Here is a 25743-nt window from a genome sequence, read left to right as displayed (position 1 = left end):
GGATGGGCCACGCCACGGCCGTACTGGCGTCTGGCGGCCGGGGCGCGTGCGGGTGGGGTCTTTGCGGGGTAAAGACCCCACCCGTCGGCGGGGTTCAGGCGCTGGCGGCGGTCAGTGAGCTGTTCGGCAGCGGAGCGTCGAGCGCGCGGTTCCAGGGGCTGATGAGGGTGGCGTAGTGCTCGGGTTCCAGCAGATCGCGGACGACGAGGGTCTCCGTGAGGGCCTCGACCAGGCTGGTCGTGGCGATGCGGGTCTGCTCCGGCAGGCCTTCGGTCATACCCCAGACGACGGCGATGGCGGACCGCTTCGCCGCCTCGCTCGCTGCGCGGCGCCCCTCGAAGATGGCCCGGACCCGGCGCAGGGCGGCGGTGTGCCAGGCCCGCTGTCCACGGGCGTGCCAGCGAGCGGCGAGCCGCTCGGCGTCCTGGGGCGTTAACTCGGTGATGAGCTCGTACAGGGCGAGGACGTCTTCGCCGTTGGGCCCGAGGGCCTCCCAGGCGGGTGCCTCGCCGGTGACCGTGTAGGTGCGGGCCTTGTGCCAGTACGGCCACTGCTGCCGGGCGGCCTGGTACCAGGTGCCGACCGGCTGGACCTGCAGCAGCCTCCAGTTGGTGAGATCGGTGAGCCGGCCGGTCTCGCTCGGCCAGGACGCGGTGGTTAGGGTCTCCGCCGCGGCGCTGTGGGCGTGGAGCCACTCCGTGTGCGGGAGGTCGAAGTGGAGGTCGTCGCGCGGGCCGTCAGGGTGCTGGATGAGATCTCCGGGTTCCGCGGTGGCGTGAGGTGCGGTGGGCGGCAGCGCCATCCACAGCGGGCGGTCGGGGGTGCGGTGGGTGGTATGTGACACGAGGTGTGTCCTTCCTTCGGAGAGCCCGCCGGGTCCTTGTTGCTCGCCGTACAGGTCGGCAAGCCGGCGGCGGCAGGTCAGAGGTGGATGGTGATCGGGATCCGGGGGTCCCCGGCGTGGGTGTGGACAGTGCGACGGTGCGCCTCCAGGCCGGCGCCGCCGCCCTGGATCGGCAGGTGGCACGCGGGGCAGCCGCGCCACCACTCGTCTCCGTCCGGGAGGCCCTCGGGGGTGAGCGGGTGCGGGTGCGGCTGCTGGGGCCTCATCCGCGAAGCTCCTCGGGGCGGGGCAGGACGAAGTAGTTCTTCGGGGTGCCGTAGCTGGTCTGGGCGACGACCAGGTCGGGCCGGTCTGCAGCCAGCTGCTGGAGTTCGGTCTCGATCCACCCGTTGGTGCGCTGGAGGGTGAGGCGGCCGAGGTCGAAGGCACTCAGGTGGATCTCGGCGTCCTTGTCGCGGAGTTGACAGCCGAGCACCGTCTTGCGCAGCTGATCGCGGGCGTCGTCGTCGTTCGGCCGGTCCGGAATGGTGCGGGACAGCGCCCGGCAGGTGGTGGCGTGCTCGTTGGCGACGCGGCCAGCGTCGTTCAGCGTGAGCCGGTGGTCGCGGCTGCCGTCCGGGTCGTGGGCGACGTTGAAGTGGCAGCCGAGGCACGTGACGACGTGGTAGTAGCAGCTCTCGTCTCCGGAGTAGACGAGGACGACCGCGTTCGCCTGGTTCCAGTACCGCTCGACGACGGTGATGCCCTCGGGCATCCAGGTCTCACCGATCTCGGACCACGGCTCGGGGTCCGACTCGATGACGGGCACGGGTCGAGTGCGGGTGAACAGCGGGAGGGCCATGTGTTCCTGCTCCTGTCGGGGTTGGAGGCGGTCAAAACTCGCGAGCGTCAACGGTGGTTGAGCGGAAGTCGCGGGGTGTCATCTGGTGCGGTGGGCCGCCGTGCAGCGGGTGCACAGGAAGCGGCAGATCTCGCTGAACGGGTCGGTCGTGGCGGTGCCGATCTCGGCGAGGCCTCCGCAGTTGTCGCAGACGGTGCCGAGGAGTTTGCGAAGTTCGTCGAGGTGGTTAGCGAGGCTGGCGCGTTCGCGGGCGGCCATGTCGGCGACGACCTTCTGCGCGGTCTCGTGGTCCCCTTCGCGTACGACGTGCAGGGCCGCTGTCGCCTGGCGCGCGGACGGGTTGGCCGGCGCCTCGTACGGTTCGGTGATCGTGTCGAGTGCGGCACGAATGCGGGCGGCGTTGCCCAGGAGGAAGGAGCGGTACTGCTCCGGCGTGAAGCCGTCGGTGTGGACGGTGGCCTCGTGGTCGGGCGGACCGGCCGTCTTCGCCAGGCGCTCCAGGTGGAGCGTCGCCACGACCAAGTCGCTGATCATCGGGGTCTCTGCGTGACGGACGCTGTGCCGCTGGGACTCGGTCGTCTCCACTGATTCCGGGCGGCTGTGCGTGATGTCCGTGATCGTCATGGGCGCTGGCTCTCCTTGCGGGTCGGAGTTCGCCCTGCCGGGCCTCCGCACCGCCCCGGCCAGAGAGGCCGAGGCAGCACAGGGGTCGGCAGGGTCAGGCGAAGGCCGACGCTTCTTGGGGCTCGCGGTTGACGTGCTGCTTCACCAAGTCGCGGAGCTGGGCCATGGAGGTGAGGGTGACCGGCTCCGCGTCCGCCTCCGGGACCACGAAGGTGTACGTGTGGACCGTGAAGCCGGCGTCGTCCTTGTTGCTGTACTGCACGTACGCGCCGTCGGCGAGGGGGAACCAGGCGGTGTTGTCCTCGAAGCCGATCCACTGGTCGGCGTTGTGCAGCAGGTCCCGTGCGTGGTCGAGGCCGTAGGAGTTCTGGGCGGCCTGCTTGGCGGCGTCGGCACGGGCTGCCTGGTTCAGGCGCTCGATGATGCCCTCGGGGGTGCTGGGCAGAGAACCTTCCGCGTCCTTCGGGGCGTCGGGGACGTGCATGGGCGCGGAAGACGAGGCGCGCGCAAACGCGCGCACCGAGGCCCTGAACGAGTCGATCATCTGCATGCCGGCCACGGCTAGGCCGAGTCCGAGGCAGCCCGCGAGCGCCCCGGCCCAGGCGGTGGGCACTCCCGGCGCGGTGGCGCCCACCCAGCCACCGGTGCACGCGGCGGCGGCCACGATGACGAATTCAAGGCCGGTCACTGTGATCGCACCGATATAGGCAGCTGCCGTCGCAGCGGCTCGCTTGGTCTGGGACATGAAGATCTGCTCCTTCTGGAGTCGGAGGGTGGACATGCGGGAGGCCGCCGGATTTGGGTCAGGCGGTGTTGACGGGACGAGGAGGCGCCAGGACTCGTCGAGCTGTCCGGCGAATAGCGGGTCCGTGTCCCGGGGGACATGTGGGGTGCTCCGATGCCCTGCCTCCCCAGCGGCGGTTGGCACGGCGCACGTGCAGGCGGTCTTCTGGACCGCGGTTGCGGTGGTTCTCCCTGCGGCGTGGATGACGGCTGGGGGCGCCGGGTGGGAGCGTCTGCGGCGGCGGGGCGGAAGGTCCATGGAGGCACCTCACCTCGGCTCCCCGACCAGGCTGCCGACCACCAGCCCCGACCAGCGGTCACGATCAGGCAACGCGTCGCTGAGCTGCCGTGGTCGGGGTCTTGGTCGGGCCGACCATGAGCGGCCCGGGCACGGAAGTGCCCAGGCCCGACCGGTGGTCGTGCCTGGGCCGCAGCAGGGAAGGCCTGGTGTTTGCGGCGATCAGTTAGCTGCCCGCCGACCATGACGGTGGGAACAGCTCATCGCAGCCGCTCTGCGCCTGTGGCGATCCGACCCCGCCTTTTGGGGTCGCCGGCGTCCGCGTCTTCTCCTTGCGCACTGACGGGTAAGGGGCGAAGCAGGGCCAACACCTGGTCCAGTTCGTCCTGCTTCACCAGGACGGCTCGCGCTTTGGAGCCCGCGCTGGGCCCGACGATGTCGCGGGACTCCAGGAGGTCCATCAGTCGACCGGCCTTGGCGAACCCCACCCGCAGCTTGCGCTGGAGCATGGACGTCGATCCGAACTGGGTGCTGACGACCAGCTCGGCGGCCTCGCACAGCAGGTCGCGGTCGTCGCCGATTTCCTCGTCGATCTCCTTCTTCTGCTTGGTGCCCATGACGACGTCGTCCCGGAAGACCGGCGCCATCTTCTCCTTGCAGTGCCGGACGACGGACGCGATCTCGTTCTCTGTCACGAAGGCCCCCTGCATGCGGGCTGGCGTGCTCGCCCCCATCGGCAGATAGAGACCGTCGCCCTTACCGATCAGCTTCTCGGCGCCGGGCTGGTCGAGGATGACCCGCGAGTCGGTGAGCGAGGCGGTGGCGAAGGCGAGCCTCGAGGGGACGTTCGCCTTGATCAGACCGGTGACGACGTCCACCGAGGGACGCTGGGTGGCGAGCACCAGGTGGATGCCGGCCGCGCGCGCGAGCTGCGTGATCCGCACGATCGCGTCCTCGACGTCCCTGGGCGCGACCATCATCAGGTCGGCGAGCTCGTCGACGATCACCAGCAGATAGGGGTACGGCTGGAGGTCACGCTCGCTGCCCGCTGGCGCCTTCACTGTGCCGTTGCGGATGGCCTCGTTGAGATCGTCGATGTGGCGGAAGCCGTACGCGGCCAGGTCGTCGTAGCGGAGGTCCATCTCCCGTACGACCCACTGGAGGGCCTCGGCCGCTCGCTTGGGGTTGGTGATGATCGGTGTGATCAGGTGCGGGATGCCCTCGTAGGCCGTCAGTTCCACGCGCTTGGGGTCGACGAGGACCATGCGCACGTCCTCGGGGGTCGCGCGGACCATGATGGAAGTGATCAAGCAGTTGATGCACGACGACTTACCGGAGCCGGTGGCTCCGGCGATCAGGATGTGCGGCATCTTCGCGAGGTTGGCCATCACGTAGCCGCCCTCGACGTCCTTGCCGAGTGCGACCAGCAGGGGATGGTCGTCCTCGGCGGCCGCCGCGAGCCGCAGTACGTCGCCGAGGTTGACCATCTCCCGGTCGGTGTTGGGGATCTCGATGCCGACCGCGGACTTGCCGGGGATCGGGCTGATGATCCGCACGTCTGGGCTGGCGACGGCGTACGCGATGTTCTTCGTCAGCGCGGTGATCCGCTCGACCTTCACGGCGGGCCCGAGCTCGACCTCGTAGCGCGTGACCGTCGGCCCGCGCGTGAAGCCGGTGACGGCGGCGTCGACTTTGAACTCGGAGAAGAGGTTCGAGAGCGACGCGATGACCGCGTCGTTGACGGCACTACGTGTCTTACCGGGCCCTCCGCGCGCGAGGAGAGTGAGGGAGGGCAGCGCGTACGGGATGTCCCCGGACAGCCGGAGCTGTTCCGGGCGGGCGGGAACATCGCGCTCCTTGTCAGTGGACGGCGCCTTGGTGCGGTCGGGGACAACCAGGGGAGTCGGCGTCGTCGCGGGCGGTTGCTCGGAAGGGGCCGGCGTTGCTGCGGGATGAGGCTTCTGGCGCGGTGCAACGGCCGGTTGGTCGACGCTGTCGGGGGCGTGCGCCTCTTCGACGGGCTCACGGCGGCGGGAGTGTGCGGTTGGCGGCGGCTCGTGTCGCTGCTCCGGAATTCCTTCGTTGTCCTCACCGGGCATGGCGGCTGTCTGTTCCTGGACGACGCCGAGGTGCACGACGAGCGCCCGCAGCCGCTGCGGGATGGCGTTGACCGTGGTGGCCGTGACGACCAGCAGCCCGAAGACGGTGAACAGAACCAGCAGTGGGGCGGCCAGCACGTCGCTCACGGTGTAGGTCAGCGGGGTCGCGACGCCCCAGCCGATCAGTCCACCGGCGTCCCGAATGGCCTGCATGCCGTCGTCCCGGGCGGGCGAGTGGGACGCGATGTGGATCAGCCCGAGGACGCCGATCAGCAGGGTGGACAGGCCGATCACGATGCGGCCGTTCGCCGTGGGTTTCTCGGGGTGCCGCACGAGTCGGACGGCGATCACTACGAGCAGGATCGGCACAAGCAGGGCGAGCCGTCCGAAGGCGCCGGTCACCAGGATCTCGACCAGGTCGCCGACCGGGCCCTTGAGGTCGGCCCAGGTGCCCGCGGCGACGATCAGCGCGAGGGTGAACAGCAGCAGCACGGCACCGTCTTTGCGGTGCGCCGGGTCGAGGTTCCTGGCGCCCCGTCCGATCGTGCGGAATAGCCATGACACCAACTGGGAAAGGCTGGGCGCCGATTTCGCGGGCCTCCTTCGTGCAGGGGACCTCCTCGCCGCGGCCTTCTTGGCGGGCGTCCTCTTCGCTGCGGTCCTCTTCGCCGGTGTGGTCTTGGCCGGTGCCCTCTTGGCGGGCGTCCTCTTCGCCGCGGCCCTCGTTGCGGCGGGCTTCTTGGCGGGGGTCTTTTTCACAGTGGCCTCCATGGAGATTGGGTAGGCAGGCGATGGCGACGGCGGCGGCTAGCGGGACGGGAGCGCTGCGCCCCGGCGAGGGAGGTTGGTGCGCGGACCGCCAGGACATGCGGTCTGGGTGGCCGGGCGGACACCGCACGGCCCCGCAGTTCCGCCTGTCGGCGGCGAGCGGGGGCGTACGGAGAACGGCCGATCACTGGTGGAGCAGGGTGGTTCGGGATCGGGCGATGTCGTTCTTCGCGTCATGCGGGGCCAACGTCACTCCGGGTTGCCGGGGAGTTCGTTGTGGGTGGTGCCGAACCACTTGGTTTCGGTGTGCAGTTCGTTGTGCTGCACGTAGTTCGGCCCGGTGAAGTGGTTGACCGTGTTGTTCGGCAGGGCGGAGGCGCCGTCGCGTACGGCTCGCCCGATCATGCGGGCTGCGACGCCGATCGAGGTGATGACGCCGACGGTGCCGATGCTTACGATGGTCAGCGTCGTCGGGCTGACGTTGGCCAGCCGCCATAGCACCAGTGAGATGGCGGCGCTGACGGGCAGCGAGCCGAACGAGTACACGAGGACGAGTGCCGCGTGGTCGGTGGCCCGTTGGGACATGGGCGGTCGTCCGTGCCGATCGAACGGCACGTCGTCTCCGGTGGCGGGCTTGGGCGGGGGAAGGTCGCGGGCGACGAGTCTGGTGGTCGTGGGGGCGTTGCTGCTGTACCAGTTGGCCAGCATGCGTGCCTCGTCGACCGCTTCCTGAGCCGTCTGCCCCCGCTTGAGGCCTGCGAGGTCGTCGGCCATGTCGTGGGTCTCCTTTCTGGTGGGCCGGGGCGCAGGAGAGGCGGCCCGCACGGTGCGGGCCGCCTCTTGCCTAGGGTGGCTCTACTTGGACGAGACCGAGTTGACGGTCTCGGCGGCCGACTGGACTCCGTTGCCGATCATGGTCTGGACCTTCTGGACGCTCGTGGCTCCCCAGGGTGTGGCGACCGCGAGGATCCAGAACAGGGAGACGGCGAGAACCTCCCGCCGGCGGAAGGAACTGTCCTTCTTGAACCAGATGGCCAGGCCGATGCAGACGAGGACCCAGAGTGAAGTGATGGTGATGTTCATGGGGTTGTCTCCGGTTCGGTGAGGGGGCGGTCAGGCGTCGACGCGCTGGTCGTCGAGGGGAGCGGCTGTGTGCCAGTCGCGGTCGATCTTGGCGAGCTTCCCGAGCCGTTCCAGGCGGGTCGTGGCGTTCGCGACGTTGGACGGCTGGAGTTCGGTGACCTCGGCGATCTGCTTGTTGCGCCGGGCACCGGCGTCGACCGCGTACCAGACCTTCTGGGTGCGGGTGAGGGGCACGAGCTCGTCCAGGTCCTCGTCCTCGGTGTCCTCCGCGGGGGTCGGGGCGGGCTTGAGGTCGATGACCGTGGTGTGCGGGCTGTTCTTGGACTGCTCCTGTTTGATCAGGTCGAGGAGGAAGGCTTCCTCCTCGGCGGCGTCCAGGTAGCGGTACTCGTCGCGGCGCAGGTAGGCGGCGCCGGCGGCGTCGGCTTCCGGGTCGGAGAGGGTCGCCATGGGAAACCCGCGGGCGACGCGGGCCGGGTTGGTGTGGAACATGGCCCGGGACTGCGTGTACTGGGCCTTTCCGTCGGCGAGGTAGAACAGGCCGCCGGTCTCGGACCCGTCCGGGAACCGCTCGGGGAGGGGCTCCAGGCGGAATTCCGGGGTGCGGGAGCCGAGCGACATGACGTCGACGTCGGCGCGCGCGGTGCGGAACAGGCCGATGTTCCCGGACTGGAGCATGTCGCGAATGGCGTTCGCGCTGGCGTCCGATCCGATGGAGTCCAGGTTTGGGATCTGGACCCAGGCCCGTGCGGACAGGCCGGCCGCCCTGGAGAGGCGGCCCACACTGGACATGGCCCGGGTCAGCGGCTTGACGTGGAACGCGTGAGGGTCTTTGAGGACCATCTCGTTGAATTCGTCCCAGGTGACGACCATCGGGGCGAAGGGCTCGCCGGGCACGAAGAACGAGCGGCCCTGTTCGGTGAAGCCTTCCGCGTCCAGCCACTGCATCTTCATCTGCTCGCTGTAGCGGTACTCGCTGACGCGGGTGGCGGCCTGGCCCATGAGCATGGCCCCGACCGGCGACTTGACCAGCCAGTCGAGATCTCCGAACCAGGACGCGTACCCGGCGCCGCCCTTGCCGTCGGCCAGCCAGGAGATGAATCCGTTGATGCGCTGGGCGACCTGGAGGTCCTCTTCCAGGGAGGTCTTGCCGGCACCGGTGGTTCCGGAGCCGAACGAGTGCACTGCCGATGCGGACGGCCGCCCGGACAGGCCTCGGCGGATCGGGTCGAACTTCAGCAGCCGCCACTTCGCCGGGCGGCCATAGATGTCCTTGCCGACCGTGACGTATCCCTGCGCGTCCATGGTCAGAGCGCGCAGGTCGAGCGCCACGCCCTCCTGGAGGGGGTTGGTGCTCATCTCGTTGACTTCGATCCTGCGGGCATCGATCACGCGCAGGTGCAGTCGCGCGACGGCGTACTCGCCGGGCAGGTCCAGGGCCTGGGCGATGCTACGCGGCTGTACCTCGGCGACCGAGGAGCCCCTGCGCGGCATCAGGATCTTGAACTGGCGGCCGTGCTCCGTCTCCTGCACGTCGTACAGCTCGCTGCCCATGTACGGACCGAACTCCTGCCACACGGCGGGCAGGTCGTCCATGTCCAGGTCGGCGGCCGCGGCGGCCCGCAGCCGGACGGTGAGCTTGGCGCGGCTGGCGGGCATGTCGTCGGGGCGGTAGACGTTGACCGCGCGGGGCGGCACGTCGAACGCGATCGAGATCTCATCCTGGCCGACGGACAGCGCAGACCGGGCGGTGGTGGACACGATGATCGCGGTCAGCTTGTCGTCGTCCAGGTGGACGTCGACCAGCTTGGATTCGGGCAGCGGGCCGCGCTCGCACGCGATCCACTCATCCCACCGCGCCAGGTACCAGCCCGCTCCTTCGGGGTGCCCGGCCGGGGAGACCCCGACGTCGGGACGGGCCCACACCCAAGAGCCCCACACCGACCCGACCGAAGCCGTGACGATGTGCGCCCACCAGGGCACGTTTATGAAGCCGGTCGCGGGGATCACCGCCAGAGGCCCGGCACGCAGCGCCATCTCGGCGGGCGAGTACCGGCGCCACCAGCCGCGTTCCCAGTCGGGAAGGACCTTGGCCCACAGCCGCCGCAGCGTCGTGCAACGGGCGCGGTAGGCGGTGGCCTTCGCCGCGCGTACGAGAGCGGCGCGGTCGTCCCGGTGGCGCCATCCGTCGGCGATGCCGATGGTCGGCACGAGCATGCCGTCGCTGCCCACGGACGGGCTGTAGCTGTCGTCTCGAGCCAGGCGGTGGCGCATCCGGCGGACCTTGCGCCGGTAGCCGCGCTGGCTGTTGCGGATCATCCACTCCCATGGCTCGCCGTACCCGGGCAGCCAGCGCCACGGTCCGGGGTTCATGGCCAGAGCGGCCCAGCCGGCCGCGACGCCGGTCGCGCCGACCGTGGTGAACAGGAGCGGGTCGCCGGACAGCAGGCTGGAGGCGATGCTGAGCCCGGATCCCACGTACAGGCCGGGGTTCTGCATCCGGGCCGCCCGGGCGCGCAGCCCGGTCAGCTCCTGCGGAGTGTCTTCTTCTTCCTTGATCGTTTCGGTGGTCGCTGCCATCCGGCTTTCTCCGATTCCGGGAGTGACGAAGGGCGGGACCGCGCGTTGCGGTCCCGCCCTTCGTGGTGTTCGTGTCGGGCGCCTACCTCGGCTTGATGAACTCCTTGGCCGCCATCTGCACGCTGTGCGTGCGGTTGGCGTCCGCCATCCGGCCGTGCTGGGCGGTCGTCTCATCGGCCAGGCCCTGCGCCACGGTGGACAGCGTGTCGGACGCCGAGACGATCGAGCCGACGTTGGCCGCCATGGCCTCCGTCAGCGTCGCGACCGCCATGTAGGCGGTGGTGGTCGGCTCGTCGACCTCCAGGACGGTCATCGCCTCCGACATGTACCGCGCCGAGGCGCCCCGGTCGTCGAAGCGGGACTTGAGCCGTTCCACGGCCCTTTTGGTGTTGGCGGCGCGGATGCCGTACGCCGCTGCCCTGGCGAGGACGGCGGCGTAGGTGACGATCGCGGTGAGTCCACCCTTGGCTTCGCTCATGATCAGGCTCCCCTCGTCTCGTAGACCTCTGTGTTCGCGGAGGTGTCCTCGGCGTCGACCGCGTCGGAGATGTAGACCTCGCGGTCGGCCACGGACTCCATGTCCTTCGCGATGCCCGCGTACAGGCCCTGGCCGGCGACCAGCAGGGCTTTGGCCTTCACGACGGCCTCGGCCTGAGCCTTCGTGTTCGACTTCAGATCGTCGAGCTGAGAGTCGATCACCCCGTACTGCTCCTTGCCGCGGGTGACCCAGCCCATGACCTTCGGTCCGAAGCCGACGGCCTGCATGGCCACGAGCAGGTCGTCAGCGCGGCTGATCTCCCGCTGGCAGCGTTTGCCGATGCGGTCGTAGACGACCAGGTCGTCCTCGCACATCAGAGCGAGCTCGTCGCTCTCTTCCTCAACGGACTCGTACGACACCTCTGCTGCCATACGCCCAACTCCTTCTCCGGCAATGGCCGGTTCCTTGGTGGTGTTCACGGGTTCCGTCACGGCGCCCGCGGGCTCCGTCACGGTCGCGGCGGGGTCCGTCACAGCGGATGCTGGTTCCGTCTCGGGCTCCGTCACAGCCGTGACGGGTTCCGCCACGGTCGCGTCCGGGGTCGTCGCGGGCTCCGCTGGGGTGGGACCGGTTGGCTCGTCGGCGCTCTGCGGCTCTGCGGTTTCCGCGGGGGCCGTCCCCTCCGAGCTGCGGGGGTCCGGGACCGGCGCGGCCCCATCTGCGGCCTTCTCAGGGGCAGTTGGGGCCGTTGAGATGCCCGGGGCCCCACCACCGGCCGTTGGCGCCCCAGAGGCGCCCTCAGAGGCTTTCTCGGCCGCGTCAGGCTCCGCAGCCGGGTCCGGCTTGGAAAGGATCACGCCCTTGCCCTTGCCGCTGTCCGCCCCCGAGGCGGGTGGATCAGCCGGGATGGGCGGCACCGTCGGCGGGTGGGCCGGGGGCAGCGGAACGAGGATCGGCGCCGGGTCGGGTTCGCCCCGGGCTCGTCGGCGCTTGCGGTACTCGCGCAGCGCGCCCTTGCCGGTGTCCTCGGCCCACCCCACGCCTCGCGCGGCCCAGCCGCCAGCGCGGCGCCCCATGGGGGTCGCCACCCGTTCGATGCGGGTGTGGCCGCGGTACCCCGACCGGAACGCTTCCGGGAGCGTGAGCGCCGGGCCGCGTTCCGAGGCCGGCGCGTCCTTCCACGGTGAGAGCAGTCCCGGCCCGCGTTCGGCCGGTGGGGTCACGCCGTGCTTGTCGGCGATCTTCTGCACGGCCTTCTCGTGCCGGGTCCTCTCGCGCAGGATGTCGCGCTGCGCCGGGGAGAGCCCCATCTTCGCCTGCTCGCTCTGCGCGCCGGCCGTGTGTGCCAGCCAGGCGCACGCCGCGAGAAGCAGAACTTCCATCGCATTCCCCTCACGGTCTGCAACCGGGGGGAGTGAACGCGGGCCTCGTGCGCGTACGTACGCGTGTAGGGCCGGGTCGCGTTCATCTCCCCCCGGGGTGAATGAATGAGTGAACGATCACCGCGAGTAGCGGTCGGTGATCCTCTGGAGGGCGTCGCGGAGCTCGCGCCAGGCGCGGTTGGCGACTACCGGATCGGGGTCGCGCAGCACGCCGCGCAGCCGGTCCAGCCGCTTGATCGCACCCTCCCTGGCGGACCTTCCGTCTGCCTTTTTGATCTCCTTCGTCCAGTACGCGGAACCGCGTACCGAGTGGCGGTCGGTCGTCTGCTGGAGGAGGTTGCCGACGTCGCGCCAGGCGCGGTCGGCGGCCTCCGGATCAAGTCGGCGCAGGACGCCGTGCAGCCGGTCCACTCGCTTGATCGCACCCTCCTTGGGGGATCGCGCGTCCGCCTTTTTGATCTGTTTTGTCCAGTACGCGGATCCGCCCATCGGGCCTGGTTTCCTCCGTCCGTCCGGGGGTTGGGTGGGGGTGCAGCGGGGCGCCGGGTCTGCTCGCTGGGTCTGCTTGCCGGGTCTGCGAACGTTCCGCTCGCCGGGTCACTCGCCAGCTCACTCACCGGAGCTTTTTGCACCTTTTCGACCGCTTCCGGCAGTCCCAGCAAAGGCCAGCCCGCCGGGGCGAGTTGGCCTTCACTGGCAGTGCCGGACGCTGCTCAGGCGCCGGTCTTCTCGGGCGTCTCGGACTCCTCGTGCGACATCAGGTGGCCCCAGACGCGGCGCACCCGCTCTTCGCCGCCGACGAAACCGGCGTCGCGGAAGGCGGCGACGGCCTGGCGGTAGGACAGCGGCGGGTCGTCGGAGTAGCGAAGGTGGCGCAGGACGACCTCCAGCTGCGCCTCCGTCAGCCGCTCGCCCGGCACCGGGGTGGGCACGCCCGCGACGGCCGCGACCTCTTCGAGCGTGATGGTGTGCGACGACTCCTGTGACGGCGTCTCGGGCGTGACGGAACCTGGCGTGACGGAGCCGTCGGCCGTGACGGTTTCCGTCGCACGAGTCGCGGCGGAGCCCGTGACGGTGTGCGTCACGGTGTCCGTGACGGATTCCGTCGACTGCGACGGCCGCGCAGTCGGGTCGGTGCTGACCTGCGTGCCTGTCTGCGTCGCACCTTCCGGGCCGCTCGTGACGGCGGTGTCACGGGGCGGCGGGTTCGTCACGGAGTGCGTCCCGTCGGTGTGCCGGGCCGCCTGGTCCGTGACGGCCCCTGTGCCGAAACCGTCGCGCCCGGTCGTTCCGGGCAGCGCGGGCGTGACGGACGCGTTGAGCGCGGGTGTGACGGATGTCAGATCGAACATGCCGGCCAGTGCGTCGTTTGCGCCAGCCGTCATGCGGTCCCGCTGAACCGTCACGAGGCCCGCGCCGAGCGTCGCGTCGCCTGTGCCGACCTTCTTGGCCAGGTCCCACGACTTGAGCTCCGACTGCTTGCGGGTCTTCTCGTCGGGGTGGTTCGCGGCACGGGCCCGGTGGTACGCGAGCTGCTGCATCGTCTTCGCGTTCCGGCGCTGGGCCTCCATGTCGACGCCGGTGACCCGGATGACGATGCGGCGGGCCAGCAGGCCCAAGCCCTCCGCGGAGGAGCACATGGCCAGCGGCGTGACGGCGAAGACGATCGCCTCGGTGGTGGTCTGCGCGACGGCGGCGGCGGTGCCGGAGGCCGCTGCGGGCAGCAGCCACAGCCCGACCCGGACGGCGGCCGGCGACGACTGGCCCAGCAGGGTCAGCCCGACGTAGACGAGCGCCAGGGAGAGCGTGGCGCCCTCACCGGCGGCGACCACGCCCCACGCGGTGGCCGAGCGGTGGAAGACGCCGGTGATGTTGCTGTAGGTACCCCAGGCGCCCAGGCCGGCGAAAACGACCATCGGCACGGCGGCGGCGATGAGGATGATGCGCTGGCCCCGGGTCAGCTTCCCTTCCGGGGGCGGGGACATGGAGGTGGGTGTGGGTGTCATGGTTCTTCACTCCTGACGGAAGTCGGGGGACAAGGGGCACCGGGCCCGGTACCGGGGGGAGCTGTCGTACCGGGCCCGGCAGCAGGACGGCCGGCCTCCTGTTGGGGAGGCCGGCCGTGGAGCACGGGATCGGGGGAGTCCCTGCTGCTCCCTGCCGTTCCCGACGACTCACATCGCCAGGAACGGCAGGCAACACAGGGGAACTGCTCAACCGTCCCGCCACAGGCCGTCCTTGCCGCGGATGGTGCGCACCGACGACAAGGTCGGGCTGAGGTGGTTCTCGGTGACGTTCCGGCCGAACACGTCAGGCCTTCACCAGGGCCGGGGCGTCGGTGGGGCGGTGCGGGGCGATGATGCGGCCGTCGGGCAGCAGCTCGCCGGTGTCCTCGAAGACGAGGAGCCCGTTGCACAGGCGGCTCCAGCCTTGCTCGGGGTGGCTGACCACCCTCTGGGCGGCCTCCCGAGCGGGACTGGTGGCGGGTGGGCAGGACGGAGTGTGCGTGCACGGCTGGGTCGCGGAGGTCTCGGGCATGGCGAACTCCCTTGTGGGTGGGGGACGGTGTGGACCGGGGGCGGTGTCGGGTGACGTCGATGCGGGCGGTCCCTGTGTTCTCCGCCGCTACCGGACCGACGGTGGCCGGGCCGGTAGCGACGGGCTGGGCAGGGGCGCAAGGGGCGGGAGGTCAGGCGCTGGCCTGGCGGGCCCGGTTGCGGGCAGCACGGCGCCTCATGGCGCGGCGCTCGTACTCGCTCAGTCCGCCCCACACGCCGGTGTCCTCGCCCGACTCCAGGGCCCACTGCAGGCACTGGTCCATGACGGGGCAGCGGCGGCAGACGGCCTTGGCCTCCTCGATCTGCAGCAGGGCGGGACCGGTGTTGCCGATCGGGAAGAAGAGCTCGGGGTCTTCCTCGCGGCACACCGCGTTGTGCCGCCAGTTGACGCCGCCTCTGGAGGCGGGCAGATGGGATGCGGAGAGACTAACGAGGTCCTGGACGTTCTTCTTCATGGGGCCCTCCGTGGAATCGCGGATGCGGGCAGCCCCAGGAACAGGGAGTTCCTGGGGCTGCTGGGGGATGGGGCGGTTGGGCGCGGTGATCTCCGGCCCCCGCTTGGTGCGGTGGTGCTGCGCTGGCAGAGGCTGACCTTCCGGCCGTCCGCCCTCCGTACAGCCGGTGGTGCTATGCAGACCTGAGACGGCACCAAATCTTCTTGCCGAGCGGCGACGACTCGACCGTCCAGAGGTCGGTCAGCAGGTCGAGCAGGTGCAGCCCCCGCCCGGACAGCGCCTCGGTGCTGTCCAGGGCGACGTCGCAGCGGCTCGGCTGGCCCGGCACGGCGTCGTGGACGATCACCTCGATGCCCGTAGAGACGGCGTACACCTCGACGATCAGCGGCACGGGCTCGTCCTCAGGGCTGGCCCGAACGACGTTGCCCATCAGCTCAGATGCCACGAGCTCCGCGGACTCGCCGAGCTCCGGGTCGGCTCCGTACGCCGTGGGCACCGACCTGGTCAATGCGCGGACAGCGCTGAAGGCCTCCAGGGAAGCCGTCATCTCGGCGCGGAAGCCGCGCTCCTGCTCGGTCACCGCCAGTCCTTGCACCGGCCCGGGCAGTGCGAGTCGTCCGTCCACGGCGATGGGGTACAGGGTGCCGGTGCCGTGAACCGTGACCGTCACCGCTTCCCACCGCCTTGCGCCCGGCGCAGCGCCTCGTCCATGTCCGGGTCGGAGTCCCCTGGGGCACCGGTCAGCACAGGGGATGGCATCATGTTCTTCAGCAAGGTCGTACTTCCTCTCACGCGCGATGGATGACGACCGACAACGGCCCCGGGGTGCGATCCCGGGGCCGTCATCGTTGTTGCGGGGTGATCCTGCTGCCCCCTGCCATCGCTGCTCGTCACGCGGGCAGCGATCGCAGGTAGCCCAGGAGCGGGTCAGTAGCAGATCTCGTATCCCCAGGGGTTCTCGCCGAGGCGCAGTACGGCGGCTTCCTCTCCGTACTCGCGGGCGTGGCCATGGGCGTAGTACGCGGCCATGGCCGCCTGGGCACGGATCAGTTGGCTCTCGTTCTCGTCTGCGGCGACGCGCTCTCCGTCAGCTGCCGCTGCGAGCGAGCGGCGCTGTGCCCCTTCGAGGTCGATGATGATCGCCTCGATCTTGGCCTGAGCGGCGGTGTTACCGCTGTCCGCCTCGTCCAGGAGCCGGTCGATGTCGATGGCGGTCAGCGTCATGAGGCCTTCCTTCCGTTCACGGCGGGGGTCTGGCGGACGCGTCCGGCCTTGAAGCGGCGGGGCGTTGCCTGCAGTTGGTCTTGGCGGAGCAGTTGCTCGCGCCGCTCGCGATCGGTGGCTTCCACGTCGGGGAGGACCTTGCGCCACTGCTGCGTCCTGCGGCGCGTCTGCAGAGCGTCACGACCGCGTTCCCAGTTCCGCTCTTCGCGCTGCTCGCGGGTCTGCTGGCTGGTCACGCTCTCGCGGGTCTGCTCAGTCCATGACTTCCGTTCGGCCAGCTCGTAGCCGCGCGGGCAGTAGCGGCCCTGGCGGCAGTCGGCGCATCCCTGCCGGTGACGAGCGAGGCTGGCGAGTGCGCGTTCCAGCGCCGCGAGTCCGCTCCGGCCTGCTTCGCGCTCCGCAAAGAGCCTCGGCATCCGGCAGGGGACACGGTTCCGGCAGTTCTTGCAGCTGGCCTGGTGCCGCGCGATAGCCTGCCTCGCCCGCTCGATCGGCGACATCTGGGCGGTGTACGCCATGCGATGAACCGGCTGGCCGGTCGGCGGCGCGGGCTTGTGGAACTGCTGGGCGCTACGACGCGCTCCCGCCTCCAGGTCTCCCTCAACCAGCGCCGCACCCCACTGCTCAACGGTGATGTCGAAGATGATCCGGCGGGCGCTTCCCGAGCAGCGCTTCTTGGGCTCCGGGTAGTGCGGCGTCAGGACGCTACGACTGAGCGAGTGCCACTCCTTGCACTCCGGGCACTTCAGTGTCCGGACCTCGCCGTCGCGCAGGTTCACGTGCTGCGGACGGAAACTGCTGAGCCGGTACGGGGGGAGCTTGCTGATACGCAAGGCGGGCTCCTAAGCGGGAATGACACGGGCTGCGTTCCCTGCCAACCAGGAGCCGTCCAGCGGAAATCCGCTGGACGGATCGTGGAGGACAGGCAGCGCAACTGCTGTCTTTGGCTGCCCTGCTCTCACCCACCGGGGGACATCGTGTCGGCTCTGGGCCGGTCACCCCGGTGCCGCATGTAAGCGACGGCGAGCAGGCTGCGCTTTTCGGTTGGTCGTACGAGGTGTCAGGACTCGAGGTCCGACTCCCTGGCCAGCTCCGCCAGAAGCGGCTCCGAGTGGCCCACCTGCCGCGACTTAGCGCCAGAGGGTTGACCCAGCGCATTTGAGAGCGGGCGTCCACCACTTCGATATCGAAGCTGGTTCCAGTGAAGGCTATGATCGCTATCGAAGTCAAGAGTCTCGATATCGACATTTAGTCGGAGAGTCACAGATCGGCCGTCCACCGCCGCGACGCTGGCGCTAGACATCGAAGCCCCTAGGATCGCTAGCGAGGTGAGGAGTCACATGGCGGAAGAATCGGGTGCCGAGCCCAAGTACCTTCAGATCGCTGACGCTCTGAAGGCGGCGATCGAGGTGGGAGAGTACGGCCCTGGGGATCGGTTGCCCGGGGAGAACGTCCTCGCGCCGCAGTACGGCGTTTCCCCTATGACCGCCCGCCGAGCACTCCGTGTACTCACGAGTCAGGGACTTGCCGAGTCCCGGAAGGGGGCCGGCTTCTTCGTACAGGCCTTCCATCCCATCCGTCGAAGAGGCATTCAGCGCCTGGCACGCGATCAGTGGGGGAGCGGCAAATCCATCTGGGCAGCGGATGAGACCCGTCCGCTTACTGTGGATCAAGTCACCGTCGAGGAGGTCACCCCGCCCCCACACATCATCAGGATGCTTGAGCTGGGAGAGTCGGAGACGGCCTGCGCGCGTTCGCGGCGCTTCGTACTCGAAGGACGGCCCGTCATGCTGGCGACGTCCTATCTCCCCTTCAGCCTCGTGGCGGGGTCGGCGATCACTCAGGCGGACACAGGTCCAGGTGGGACGTACGCGCGCCTCGCCGACCTTGGCCACGCCCCCGTCCACTTTCGAGAGGAGATCCGCGGCCGCCTGCCGACCAGCACAGAAGCAGCCGCCCTTGGGATGTCCATGGAACGGCCGGTCCTCAAGGTCTGCCGGACAGCATTCGACGCTGACAAGCGCGTGGTCGAGATCAACGAAATGACTCTCGACTCCGCTTCGTACGTTCTCGACTACGAGTTCGACGCCTGACGCCATGGGAGCTTCCGACCGATCACTAACTGGCTGGTTCCGACCTCAACCAGCTTCTGAGGTGCGGACGTTGAGCGAGATGCCCCTGCGTGGAATTGGCGTGGACTCAGCGTGGCAACACGCGCCAGATCGCCTGTTCAGGACCCGTCGTGGGGGTGTCTAGTGATCGCCGTGGAACAGTGGACAGGCGAGGAGGCGCTACTCCTACGGTCGGTGATGCGCCTGTCCGTCCGTGCGTTCGCTCAACGGCTTGGGATCAGCCCTCGCACAGTCTCACACTGGACGGAAAACCCGGCTGGCGTGTGCCGTCCGACCATGGCCCAAATCCTCGACACAGCACTCGCCCAGTGCACGCCGGATGAACAGGAAGCGTTCCGTGTGCGCCTTGCCGCCCTGCGGGGAGACCCTGTTAGCGCGGCAGCGGCAGCGGTCGGCCGTCCAGCGCCCTGCACCGTGATCTCGCACAAGTTCCTGCCTGTATATCTGGGAGATCGGCTCAACTCGCTGTACACGGCCGGAACCCCTCGTCGGCCAGGTCCTGGAGGTCTGGACCAGCGCATTCTGCCCGCTGAGCACCGGTCAGCACGGACATCGACAATCCACATCTATGCATGCGGGATCGCCCTCATACATTTGGAAGAGCACCAACGCATGTGCTCTCTGACCGAGTTGGCCGTGTGGCGCTACCGCTCGTACTTGACGGACCGGTCCTGGGTGGGTCAACGGCTAACTCACCTATTGGAGCGACACAGTGCTGGCGAACGGCCAGCTACGCCGTCACCAGATCCGGAGTACGTCTTGTCCGTCTACGAGTTGCGTGAGCACTCCTGGACAGGGACCGGGCTCGACACAGCTCTGCAGTTGTTGACCACGCCGTCCGTACTCGTCAATCGCCAGGACCCGGAGAACGTCACGCCCCTTGGCGCAGGCGTTGAGGACGCCAAATTCCGGGATGTCTGGGCGCACCCAGAAGCCGTGGCGTTCGACGGTGGTGCTTCGCGGGGAGTGGCTGGCTGGTCTGGCGTGGCCTACCACCCGCAGCCAGACGAGCGTGCACTGACAACGAGTCAAATAGTTGCACTGGAGTTGGACGTCCAGGCTCTGTGGGCTCTGTCCTCGCATGTCCTTCACATGATCGAGGAAGGCAGGGACCCAGTGATGCCTGCGGAGTACGGGTGGCGCTTTCTGCGCGGTGCGTACGTCCGGCTTACTACTGCCCGGCCGACGGAAACAGCTCAGCATCGGGTGATGCGGGAGGCGATCCTCGCCACGAGTGAACTCCCTGATCGGCTGCGAGCCGCACAGGATGCCCTACGGGACAGCAATCAATGACGGCTATGGAAGGCGGCATGGGTGGAACCTCGTTCGGCGGCACTGCTGGTCATCGACGTGCAGCAGGGCTTCGTCAACCGGCACAGCAGTGGTGTTGTCCCCGCGATCGTGCGGCTCGTTGAGGGCTGGCGGGCGGCGGGCGCTCCCGTGGTGTTGACGCGATTCCACAACGAACCCGACTCGCCGTACGAAAAAATTACAGGTTGGACAAGACTGCGCACGACCGAGGAGCAGGCTCTCGTCCCTGAGCTTGCTGCGTTCGCAGAAGACGCGGCCACCGTCATCGACAAGGCGCAGGCCTCTATCTTCACCCCCGAGGGAACCGAGATCATTCGTGATTCGGGATGGTCCGATCTCGTGCTGTGCGGCATCGATACGGACGCATGCGTGTACGACTCAGCCGTGGCCGCCTACCAGAGCGGCTATCGGCCATGGATCGTGACTGACGCGTGCGCCTCCAGCGGCGGTGCGCAGTACCACGACGCTGCGCTGCTGCTCGCCGCGCGGAACATCGGGGCCTCTCAGCTCGTCACCAGCGAAACCGTCCTGTCTCGAATCCATGAGATCCCGGAGGCGCACGCGTGAACACACGGTCATGCGACACGGACGTCCTTGTGGTCGGCGCAGGCCCGGCTGGAGTTGCAGCCGCGATCATGGCGGCCAGCCTCAACCTGCGGACCACAGTCGTGGAGACCGGCGCGGTGGGCGGCAAGCTGCACCGGATCGGCGCCCTGGAGAACGTCCCGGGCCGCTGGTCGTCCGGCCCCCAGCTGGCCGAGGCCCTATCTACGGACCTTGAACGTCTGGAGAAGGCCGGGCGGTGCACTGTAGTGCGAGACGTCGCCGTGAGGTTGAGTGGGCACGACGACCGAGCCGAACTCATCATCGGCGACGGCCGCGTGCTCACTGGGGAGTTCATCGTGGTCGCCACGGGCGTTACAGACCTGGCCCCAGCAGACGCGGGGTGGATAACTGCTTCTGCCGAGTTCTCAGCTCCACCGCTCTGGCGCACCGCTCCGGAGGACCTCACCGCGCGGACGTACGTCCTCGGTGCTGATCGTCCGCTCGGAACCTGGCTGCGAGCTCATCCAAATGTCGCGACGACGCTGCACGTGCTGTGCCCACCGGCCGATGCGTATAAGGCGACCGAGGTCGAGCAGGATGGTCGCGTACGGCTCGTGCCGATCTCACACGCCGCGATTACCAAGCCACGGTATGGCGGTGGTTGGACGGTTGAGGTGGAAGGCCGCGATGGCGCTAAGACCGTCTATGCCGCCACGTCGGTCATCAACAATCTGGGGAACAAGCCGACGCCGGTGAGCGGGCTCGTCTCTGGCGAGGATGGCTACTGCTCGCCCCATGAGCAGCATCATCGCATCCGGATTGCAGGTGACCTTCGGTCCTCGCGCTTCCAGCGCATAGTCACTGCACAAGGCTCTGGAGCGGAGGCCGTGCTGGCCTACTACTACGACACCGCGCTGCCTGGCGGAGGCGGGCCTCGATGACATTCCCGTGCAAGGCGTCTTGGGCCCGTTCTCAGCAGTCAGCTCGCCCCAGTGGCGAACGGGCGGATCAGGTGACTCGGCCCATCGGTCCGCGAGTCCTGCCGGCCCTCCGTGCTGAGCGGCTTGAGCGCCCTGAGGGCGGCCTGGAGGGTGGGCTCATAGTCCTTTGGGTCCCAGCCGGCCGGGACGGTGACCTTTGTGCGGAGCCTTTCGTTGCCGACTCGGTGGATCTTGCAGTCGACGAAGGGAACGAGGCCGAGTCCGCGGGCGTGAAGCAGGACGGGGCGGCCGGTTTTCACAATGTCGATGACTTCGAGTCGGGCGACCTCACCGAGCCGGTACACGTGGCTGCTGGGGCCCCTCTTGGCGACGCCGACGACGACGAGGCCGTCGAAGGTCGGCGAGATCTCTTGCCATTGCTCCGCGTAGTTCTCCGGGGTGAACAGATCGCCGAACTGCAGGAGCTCGACTCCTGGGAGCCGGTGGCGGATCTTCGCGAGCCGCTGGGTCCACTGTGGACGCTGGGCGATGAGGGGCGGCACGGAGATGTAGACGCGGACGGAGTCACTGGGCTTGCGCGCGTCGCGGATCTTTCCCATGGCTGCGATGTAGGCCCGCTGTTGTGCCGCGGTCGCGTACGTGACTGGGGGGATGTCCGGAGCAGCGGTGTCAGGCATGCGCTCCATCCTTCCCTGAACGACTGTCAGGTCCTTTGTCAGCACGGACAGATGCCCCTCTCCCGTTCACATACGCCTCGACGACTCGCTCGCGTTGCCCCCTGCACGCGGGTTGATCGGAAGAGTATGGTGGCATCGGTCAAGATCTACATAAAGAACACCCCCAGCGCCTGGAAGCGCTGGGGGCGTAGAGAACCTGTTAGGAGGCTCTCGGTGTTCATGGCACCACTGTACCCGTGGGCCTTCAGGACCACACAAGATCCCCGCCGTCTTCGCAATCATGCGCGTACGACGTCAGCGGGGTTTCTTTGCGTTTCCCCACGCCTCGACCAGCCCTCTGCTGAGGGGGTCGAGATGACGTAGGTCTGGGGCGGCTCAGCCGCCCGGGGCCGCCCGGTGATGCCACTCACCTGGGCGCCGTGCCCCATCTGCCACCAGGAGGTTTGCCGACCCCCTGAAGGGATGTCCGTCCGGTTGCCGCCGGCCGAACGTTCGAACTGGTTCTGCAGCGAACCAAGCGCCAAAGGCGCTTTTTCCATGCCTCCAGCAACACCAAGGAAGGCAAGACCTATGTTGCAGCATCGTGCTGCCCTTTGTCAGCCCATCCATGACCGGATGGCGCATTTTGTGCCGTCTATCCGGTCACAGTTTTTCCTTCAGGCGTCCGTTCCGCCGTTCCAGCGGACTGTTGCTGCCGCACGTGCGCGGTTCGCCGGGGTGCCCGGGTGAGCGCCGCGGCAGGGCCCGCCGCCCACCGACGGTCGCCGAGACGTCGTTGGCTGCACGCAGTGCCAGAGGTGGCGGGGCCACCTGTGAAGCGCGGTCCGGGGCCTTCCCTGGCACTCGGCCAGGATGCTCGTTCTCGCTCGGCGGCCGCTGTACGGACGCTGCTGGGCAGTCCGGGCCTCGTGGAGGCGTCGGACCCGGTGCGGCTGGCGGCGGTGGTGCTGGCTTCCCGTACGCCGTCCGAGACCGGCGTTGTGGAGATCCGGGCTCGTGAGCTGGGCCGGTGGCTGGGCCTGTCGGTGTCCAGGGTTCGGCATGCGGTCGTCCCGGGTCTGCGTCGTTCCGGTGTGGTGGATGTCGAGACGCTGGCAGGCGAGTTCGGCGAGGACTGGGGGCTGACTTGCCGTGTGCTTCCGATGTGGGAGGCCCAGGACAAGGTCGGGCATCCGTTGCGGTTGACGAAGCCGGAGCTCGCCACCCTGCTGCGGCTGATGGAGGCCCTGATGGCGCCGGGTTGGGCGCACCGTGACGGGCGGGTGACGCCGGCCGGGCTGCTGGGTGCCCGTACGGGGCATGGTGCGGCGACGGATCGGCTCGCCTTACTGCTGCTGGTGCTGGAGGCGGGGGAGACGGGGAGGGTGCGGCTGTGCGGTGGCCGGGTCAACAAGCGCTACGGCCGACCGGTGGCGACTTTGGCCCGGCTGCTGGGGCGCTCGCTGTCGCAGGCGGAGCGGGTGTTGGAGAGGCTGGAGGGCGTCGGCTTGGTGGAGCGCCCTCGGCGGCAGACGGTGTCCGGCATGCGTCATGTGGCGCGGCTGGTCGTGCCGGCGGTTGCCGCAGCGCACCGCGGCCGCCAGGGGAGCGCGGATGCTGCTGGTGACCATGTTGTTGGAGACCTCGCAGGTACGGCATGGCCGGGTGAGGGCTCCACGCCTCCGAAGAAGCCACAGGTCAGCGAGGTTCACGAGGCTGACGGGACTGGCGACGGAGACCTCGCGACTATGGCATCCCTTCACACTGATCACTCTTCTGTGGCTGATGCGTCTTCTGAAGTTGCTGGTGGTCTGGGGTTTTCCGGCTATGCCGATTCGGGGTCCTGTGATCGGCCGGAATACGCGTGTGCGCACGAGGACCAGGCCGTGAAGGCCTCGGTGGCTGCGTCTCAGCGCGCGCTCGGTGGGGATGACCCGCTGCGCGGGGAAAACCAGGGAGAGTGTCCAGGCGGGGGATCGCCGACGGTGGGCTCGGGGAGCCGGTCGCGGCTGACGGTCGTGGACCGGGCTCGTGGACAGCAGCAACAGCAGCGGGTTGCGGACCTTGGTGATCTTCGTTTGCAGGTCGCTTTGGCTCCGGTGGCCTACCTGTGGGGTCAGCTCCGTCGCGGTCAGCAGGCCGTTGCCGTTCGCGCCGTGGAGCGGGCCCTTGGGGACCTGTCCGGGATCGTGGAGGCGAAGGCAGCGCCGGGCGTGCTCGCGGCCCGGCTCGCCGACCGGCTGGAGGAGGTCGGGGGCGAAGCCTTGGTACGCGATCCGATGGGCTGGCTGCTCGGTCGGGGCTTGGTCCAGCGCCCTGCCTGCCCAGATCTGAGGTGCGACGACGGCATCCGCCTGGACTCCGGTACCGACTGCCCGACCTGCGCAAACATTGTCCACATGCGGCGCGCGCTGCGGGCTCGGGTCGCATCTCGGGTCGAGGCCGAGATGCAGGCCAGCGATCCGGCCGCGCGCCGTGCCGAGGCCGAGCGGCGCCTGCGTGAGGAAACCGTCCTTGATGAGCAGCGGGCGCAGGTCCGTCGGGCCCGGGCCGCGCGCGAGGTCGAGCATCGTCAGCAGGCGATCGCACGGCGCCGCGCCCTCGAGGAAGGCTCTGAGCTGGCACGGAGGCAAGCGCCGTGTGCAGACTGCGGGTTGCCCGGATCAGCGGGGTTGTGCCCAGTGTGCTCCTACAGGCGGCGTACCGAGGAGCTGGTGCGGGAGGCGATCGACCTGGCGGTCGCTGTGCGGGCTGACCTCCTGGACGCGGACGCAATAGACGACCTCACGCAGCAGTGCGAGGCGGACACCCGTGCCCTGCTGGACTTGGCGTGCAAGCGGGCCTGCGGTGCGGACGCCGATCCGGCGTGGGCAGCATTCACGGCACCGGAGGTAGCGCAGCAGATCCGGGACGAGCGGCGCGCGGCCGCGCTGCGTCGGCTGCTCGGGTCGCAGGAAGCGGTGGCGGAGGGCGACGCGGCGTACGAGGCGTGTCTTCGGCTGCGGGGCAGAGGGTCCGAGGCTGCTGCTGAGGAGGCCGCAGATGCGGCGGGCCGCCGTACTGCCGAATTTCTCCTGCGCCAGCGTCTGGGTGAACTGCATGCTGCCCGTCGGCGCGCGGCTGCGGCACCTTCCGCAGTGGGCAAGGTGTTGGCAGATGCGGCGGCGTAACCGTGGTGGCTCTATGGGAGCTTTGCGCCGGTGATATCGGTCCACTGCACGGTGGCACGGCTGGTGACGAGGAGCGCCGGCGTTCGGTCCGTAGCGAAACGGCCGGGGCCCCCTCCCGGAGTCGTCGTCTACTCTCCGCCCATGTTTTCTCCCCGCAGATGGATCTCCGCGATCGCCGCACCGATGCTGGTCACCGCCATGATGACGGCGGGCTGTTCGGGTTCTGCGGAGCCGGGCGCGGACTCCCACGCTGGCGCACCGTCCACATCGGCCCCGGCGTCGCCGAGCGCTTCACCCACCTCGGCCTTCTGCCTTGATCTGACACCCTTCCAGGTCGGCGTCGTGGTCTACCGGGGCGACCTGGCCGACGCGGTGCACAGCCAGCAGTTGGACGTGAAGGATCTGCGGCAGCGGGCTGCCGTGATAGCTCATATGGGTGAGGAGATGCAGGCGAGCGCTCCACCGGACATCGCCAAGCAGTTCCGTACAGTGCTCGGTGCGATCAGGCGTTCGTCGAGCAACCTGAAGCCGCACTCTCAGCTGCGCGATGCGGTGACCCCTGTGTTCAACGAGAAGGTCAACCCGTCCTTCGAGGCGGTGAACGAATACGACTGCGGCGCCGAGGACAAGTGACGGACTCACGCTGAACCGACCCACGGCCGGATCGGCAGGCGGGGAGCTGGCCGCCGCTCTGCAGTGGCTGGCAACGGCCTCAGCTACCGGCATCGAGCTTCGTCGGTGCGGTGAAAGGTTTCGTCGGTGCCCTGACGAGCCGGTGAGTGCCGACCAACCAGGTACCCACCGGTAGTCGTATCGTCCTGGGTTCGCCTTGATCGCCCTACCGGGCAGATCCTCCGGCCGGCTGCTGTTCAGCCAGGCGTTCGGTCGTGGCCGAGTCCGGAGAGGGACAGGAAGCAGGCGGAACGCAGTTCGCCGAGCAGAACCGTGACGGAACACCAGGGTCCCAGCCGTAGGCGTTGAGGCGGCCGCCGCAGGTCGCGCAGGCGCCGGAGACCTTCCAAAGGCGCCG

At 68.9% G+C, this 25743-nt stretch carries 26 protein-coding genes; 7 read left to right on the top strand and 19 right to left on the bottom strand.

The genetic code is table 11. From position 1 onward, the window contains the following. Positions 1-94: 94 nt before the first annotated feature. From ABZ098_RS41580 to ABZ098_RS41555, 6 genes are all read right to left on the bottom strand, one after another. The gene (locus tag ABZ098_RS41580) at positions 95-844 is read right to left on the bottom strand and encodes a hypothetical protein (RefSeq protein WP_356599647.1); all 750 of its coding nucleotides are present in this window, start codon (positions 842-844) and stop codon (positions 95-97) included. Positions 845-921: 77 nt separating this feature from the next. After that, the gene (locus tag ABZ098_RS41575; RefSeq protein WP_356599646.1) at positions 922-1110 is read right to left on the bottom strand and encodes a hypothetical protein; all 189 of its coding nucleotides are present in this window, start codon (positions 1108-1110) and stop codon (positions 922-924) included. Next, positions 1107-1685, bottom strand: coding sequence for a hypothetical protein (locus ABZ098_RS41570; RefSeq protein WP_356599644.1), 579 nt, complete (start codon positions 1683-1685; stop codon positions 1107-1109). The genes ABZ098_RS41575 and ABZ098_RS41570 overlap by 4 nt, the downstream gene beginning before the upstream one ends. Before the next feature lie 78 nt (positions 1686-1763). After that, positions 1764-2309, bottom strand: a complete 546-nt coding sequence (locus tag ABZ098_RS41565) for a hypothetical protein (protein WP_356599642.1) — start codon at positions 2307-2309, stop codon at positions 1764-1766. Positions 2310-2403: 94 nt separating this feature from the next. After that, the gene (locus ABZ098_RS41560) at positions 2404-3054 is read right to left on the bottom strand and encodes a hypothetical protein (protein ID WP_356599640.1); all 651 of its coding nucleotides are present in this window, start codon (positions 3052-3054) and stop codon (positions 2404-2406) included. A gap of 536 nt (positions 3055-3590) precedes the next feature. Further along, positions 3591-5993, bottom strand: coding sequence for a DNA translocase FtsK (locus ABZ098_RS41555; protein WP_356599781.1), 2403 nt, complete (start codon positions 5991-5993; stop codon positions 3591-3593). Here ABZ098_RS41555 and ABZ098_RS41550 point away from each other — a divergent pair. Continuing rightward, entirely contained in the window at positions 5974-6213 is a 240-nt protein-coding gene (locus ABZ098_RS41550; protein ID WP_356599639.1) for a hypothetical protein, read from the top strand. The two genes, ABZ098_RS41555 and ABZ098_RS41550, sit on opposite strands and share 20 nt — an antisense overlap. A 233-nt stretch (positions 6214-6446) precedes the next feature. Here ABZ098_RS41550 and ABZ098_RS41545 read toward each other — a convergent pair whose 3' ends face one another. The 12 genes from ABZ098_RS41545 to ABZ098_RS41490 form a co-directional block, all read right to left on the bottom strand. Further along, positions 6447-6971, bottom strand: coding sequence for a hypothetical protein (locus ABZ098_RS41545; RefSeq protein WP_356599638.1), 525 nt, complete (start codon positions 6969-6971; stop codon positions 6447-6449). A gap of 81 nt (positions 6972-7052) precedes the next feature. After that, positions 7053-7280 carry a hypothetical protein gene (locus ABZ098_RS41540; RefSeq protein ID WP_356599637.1) on the bottom strand — a complete coding sequence of 76 codons (228 nt, stop codon included), beginning with the start codon at positions 7278-7280 and terminating at the stop codon, positions 7053-7055. A 30-nt stretch (positions 7281-7310) separates the two neighbouring features. Beyond that, complete coding sequence (locus ABZ098_RS41535; protein ID WP_356599635.1) at positions 7311-9860, bottom strand: hypothetical protein; 2550 nt, start codon at positions 9858-9860, stop codon at positions 7311-7313. Positions 9861-9942: 82 nt separating this feature from the next. Further along, on the bottom strand, positions 9943-10338 hold the full coding sequence (locus ABZ098_RS41530; RefSeq protein WP_356599633.1) for a hypothetical protein: 396 nt from the start codon (positions 10336-10338) through the stop codon (positions 9943-9945). A gap of 2 nt (positions 10339-10340) precedes the next feature. After that, complete coding sequence (locus ABZ098_RS41525; protein WP_356599632.1) at positions 10341-11720, bottom strand: hypothetical protein; 1380 nt, start codon at positions 11718-11720, stop codon at positions 10341-10343. Between the two features lie 117 nt (positions 11721-11837). Further along, a complete protein-coding gene (locus tag ABZ098_RS41520) occupies positions 11838-12209 on the bottom strand; it encodes a hypothetical protein (protein WP_356599630.1) in 372 nt (123 codons plus the stop codon). A gap of 224 nt (positions 12210-12433) precedes the next feature. After that, the gene (locus ABZ098_RS41515; RefSeq protein WP_356599628.1) at positions 12434-13726 is read right to left on the bottom strand and encodes a hypothetical protein; all 1293 of its coding nucleotides are present in this window, start codon (positions 13724-13726) and stop codon (positions 12434-12436) included. A gap of 304 nt (positions 13727-14030) precedes the next feature. Continuing rightward, on the bottom strand, positions 14031-14258 hold the full coding sequence (locus ABZ098_RS41510; RefSeq protein ID WP_356599626.1) for a DUF5999 family protein: 228 nt from the start codon (positions 14256-14258) through the stop codon (positions 14031-14033). 151 nt (positions 14259-14409) lie between these two features. Next, positions 14410-14688, bottom strand: a complete 279-nt coding sequence (locus tag ABZ098_RS41505) for a WhiB family transcriptional regulator (protein WP_356599779.1) — start codon at positions 14686-14688, stop codon at positions 14410-14412. Positions 14689-14905: 217 nt separating this feature from the next. Next, entirely contained in the window at positions 14906-15403 is a 498-nt protein-coding gene (locus tag ABZ098_RS41500; RefSeq protein ID WP_356599624.1) for an ATP-binding protein, read from the bottom strand. Between the two features lie 257 nt (positions 15404-15660). Then, positions 15661-15957, bottom strand: coding sequence for a hypothetical protein (locus tag ABZ098_RS41495; protein WP_356599623.1), 297 nt, complete (start codon positions 15955-15957; stop codon positions 15661-15663). Continuing rightward, entirely contained in the window at positions 15954-16790 is an 837-nt protein-coding gene (locus ABZ098_RS41490) for a hypothetical protein (RefSeq protein ID WP_356599621.1), read from the bottom strand. The genes ABZ098_RS41495 and ABZ098_RS41490 overlap by 4 nt, the downstream gene beginning before the upstream one ends. A 507-nt stretch (positions 16791-17297) precedes the next feature. On the opposite strand from ABZ098_RS41490, the gene ABZ098_RS41485 reads away from it, so the two are divergent. From ABZ098_RS41485 to ABZ098_RS41470, 4 genes are all read left to right on the top strand, one after another. Next, positions 17298-18050, top strand: a complete 753-nt coding sequence (locus tag ABZ098_RS41485) for a GntR family transcriptional regulator (protein ID WP_356599619.1) — start codon at positions 17298-17300, stop codon at positions 18048-18050. A gap of 798 nt (positions 18051-18848) precedes the next feature. Further along, positions 18849-19382 (top strand): hypothetical protein, encoded by a 534-nt coding sequence (locus ABZ098_RS41480; RefSeq protein WP_356599617.1) that lies wholly within the window; start codon positions 18849-18851, stop codon positions 19380-19382. Positions 19383-19403: 21 nt separating this feature from the next. Further along, positions 19404-19967 carry an isochorismatase family cysteine hydrolase gene (locus ABZ098_RS41475; protein WP_356599615.1) on the top strand — a complete coding sequence of 188 codons (564 nt, stop codon included), beginning with the start codon at positions 19404-19406 and terminating at the stop codon, positions 19965-19967. Next, positions 19964-20887 carry an FAD-dependent oxidoreductase gene (locus tag ABZ098_RS41470; protein ID WP_356599613.1) on the top strand — a complete coding sequence of 308 codons (924 nt, stop codon included), beginning with the start codon at positions 19964-19966 and terminating at the stop codon, positions 20885-20887. Before ABZ098_RS41475 ends, ABZ098_RS41470 begins: the two co-directional genes overlap by 4 nt. Positions 20888-20925: 38 nt before the next feature. Here the strand turns inward: ABZ098_RS41470 and ABZ098_RS41465 are convergent, their stop codons facing one another. Then, positions 20926-21564, bottom strand: coding sequence for a hypothetical protein (locus ABZ098_RS41465; protein ID WP_356599611.1), 639 nt, complete (start codon positions 21562-21564; stop codon positions 20926-20928). 908 nt (positions 21565-22472) lie between these two features. On the opposite strand from ABZ098_RS41465, the gene ABZ098_RS41460 reads away from it, so the two are divergent. Then, the gene (locus ABZ098_RS41460; RefSeq protein ID WP_356599609.1) at positions 22473-24713 is read left to right on the top strand and encodes a hypothetical protein; all 2241 of its coding nucleotides are present in this window, start codon (positions 22473-22475) and stop codon (positions 24711-24713) included. Between the two features lie 183 nt (positions 24714-24896). After that, positions 24897-25346, top strand: coding sequence for a hypothetical protein (locus ABZ098_RS41455; RefSeq protein WP_356599607.1), 450 nt, complete (start codon positions 24897-24899; stop codon positions 25344-25346). The last annotated feature ends 397 nt before the right edge of the window (positions 25347-25743 follow it).

This window comes from Streptomyces sp. NPDC006335 (assembly GCF_040612795.1).
GTDB lineage: Bacteria > Actinomycetota > Actinomycetes > Streptomycetales > Streptomycetaceae > Streptomyces.
Note: the sequence above shows the minus strand (reverse complement) of the source record. Positions and strands in the feature narration are given on the sequence as shown.

Excerpts from the sequence above, each read along its gene's own strand:
- ABZ098_RS41520 (WP_356599630.1), bottom strand. The coding sequence starts at position 12,209 with ATGGGCGGATCCGCGTACTGGACAAAACAGATCAAAAAGGCGGACGCG.
- ABZ098_RS41570 (WP_356599644.1), bottom strand. The coding sequence starts at position 1,685 with ATGGCCCTCCCGCTGTTCACCCGCACTCGACCCGTGCCCGTCATCGAG.
- ABZ098_RS41495 (WP_356599623.1), bottom strand. The coding sequence starts at position 15,957 with ATGACGCTGACCGCCATCGACATCGACCGGCTCCTGGACGAGGCGGAC.
- ABZ098_RS41455 (WP_356599607.1), top strand. The coding sequence starts at position 24,897 with ATGCTGGTCACCGCCATGATGACGGCGGGCTGTTCGGGTTCTGCGGAG.
- ABZ098_RS41485 (WP_356599619.1), top strand. The coding sequence starts at position 17,298 with ATGGCGGAAGAATCGGGTGCCGAGCCCAAGTACCTTCAGATCGCTGAC.
- ABZ098_RS41575 (WP_356599646.1), bottom strand. The coding sequence starts at position 1,110 with ATGAGGCCCCAGCAGCCGCACCCGCACCCGCTCACCCCCGAGGGCCTC.
- ABZ098_RS41525 (WP_356599632.1), bottom strand. The coding sequence starts at position 11,720 with ATGGAAGTTCTGCTTCTCGCGGCGTGCGCCTGGCTGGCACACACGGCC.
- ABZ098_RS41535 (WP_356599635.1), bottom strand. The coding sequence starts at position 9,860 with ATGGCAGCGACCACCGAAACGATCAAGGAAGAAGAAGACACTCCGCAG.
- ABZ098_RS41540 (WP_356599637.1), bottom strand. The coding sequence starts at position 7,280 with ATGAACATCACCATCACTTCACTCTGGGTCCTCGTCTGCATCGGCCTG.
- ABZ098_RS41465 (WP_356599611.1), bottom strand. The coding sequence starts at position 21,564 with ATGCCTGACACCGCTGCTCCGGACATCCCCCCAGTCACGTACGCGACC.
- ABZ098_RS41530 (WP_356599633.1), bottom strand. The coding sequence starts at position 10,338 with ATGAGCGAAGCCAAGGGTGGACTCACCGCGATCGTCACCTACGCCGCC.
- ABZ098_RS41560 (WP_356599640.1), bottom strand. The coding sequence starts at position 3,054 with ATGTCCCAGACCAAGCGAGCCGCTGCGACGGCAGCTGCCTATATCGGT.
- ABZ098_RS41510 (WP_356599626.1), bottom strand. The coding sequence starts at position 14,258 with ATGCCCGAGACCTCCGCGACCCAGCCGTGCACGCACACTCCGTCCTGC.
- ABZ098_RS41545 (WP_356599638.1), bottom strand. The coding sequence starts at position 6,971 with ATGGCCGACGACCTCGCAGGCCTCAAGCGGGGGCAGACGGCTCAGGAA.
- ABZ098_RS41515 (WP_356599628.1), bottom strand. The coding sequence starts at position 13,726 with ATGACACCCACACCCACCTCCATGTCCCCGCCCCCGGAAGGGAAGCTG.
- ABZ098_RS41565 (WP_356599642.1), bottom strand. The coding sequence starts at position 2,309 with ATGACGATCACGGACATCACGCACAGCCGCCCGGAATCAGTGGAGACG.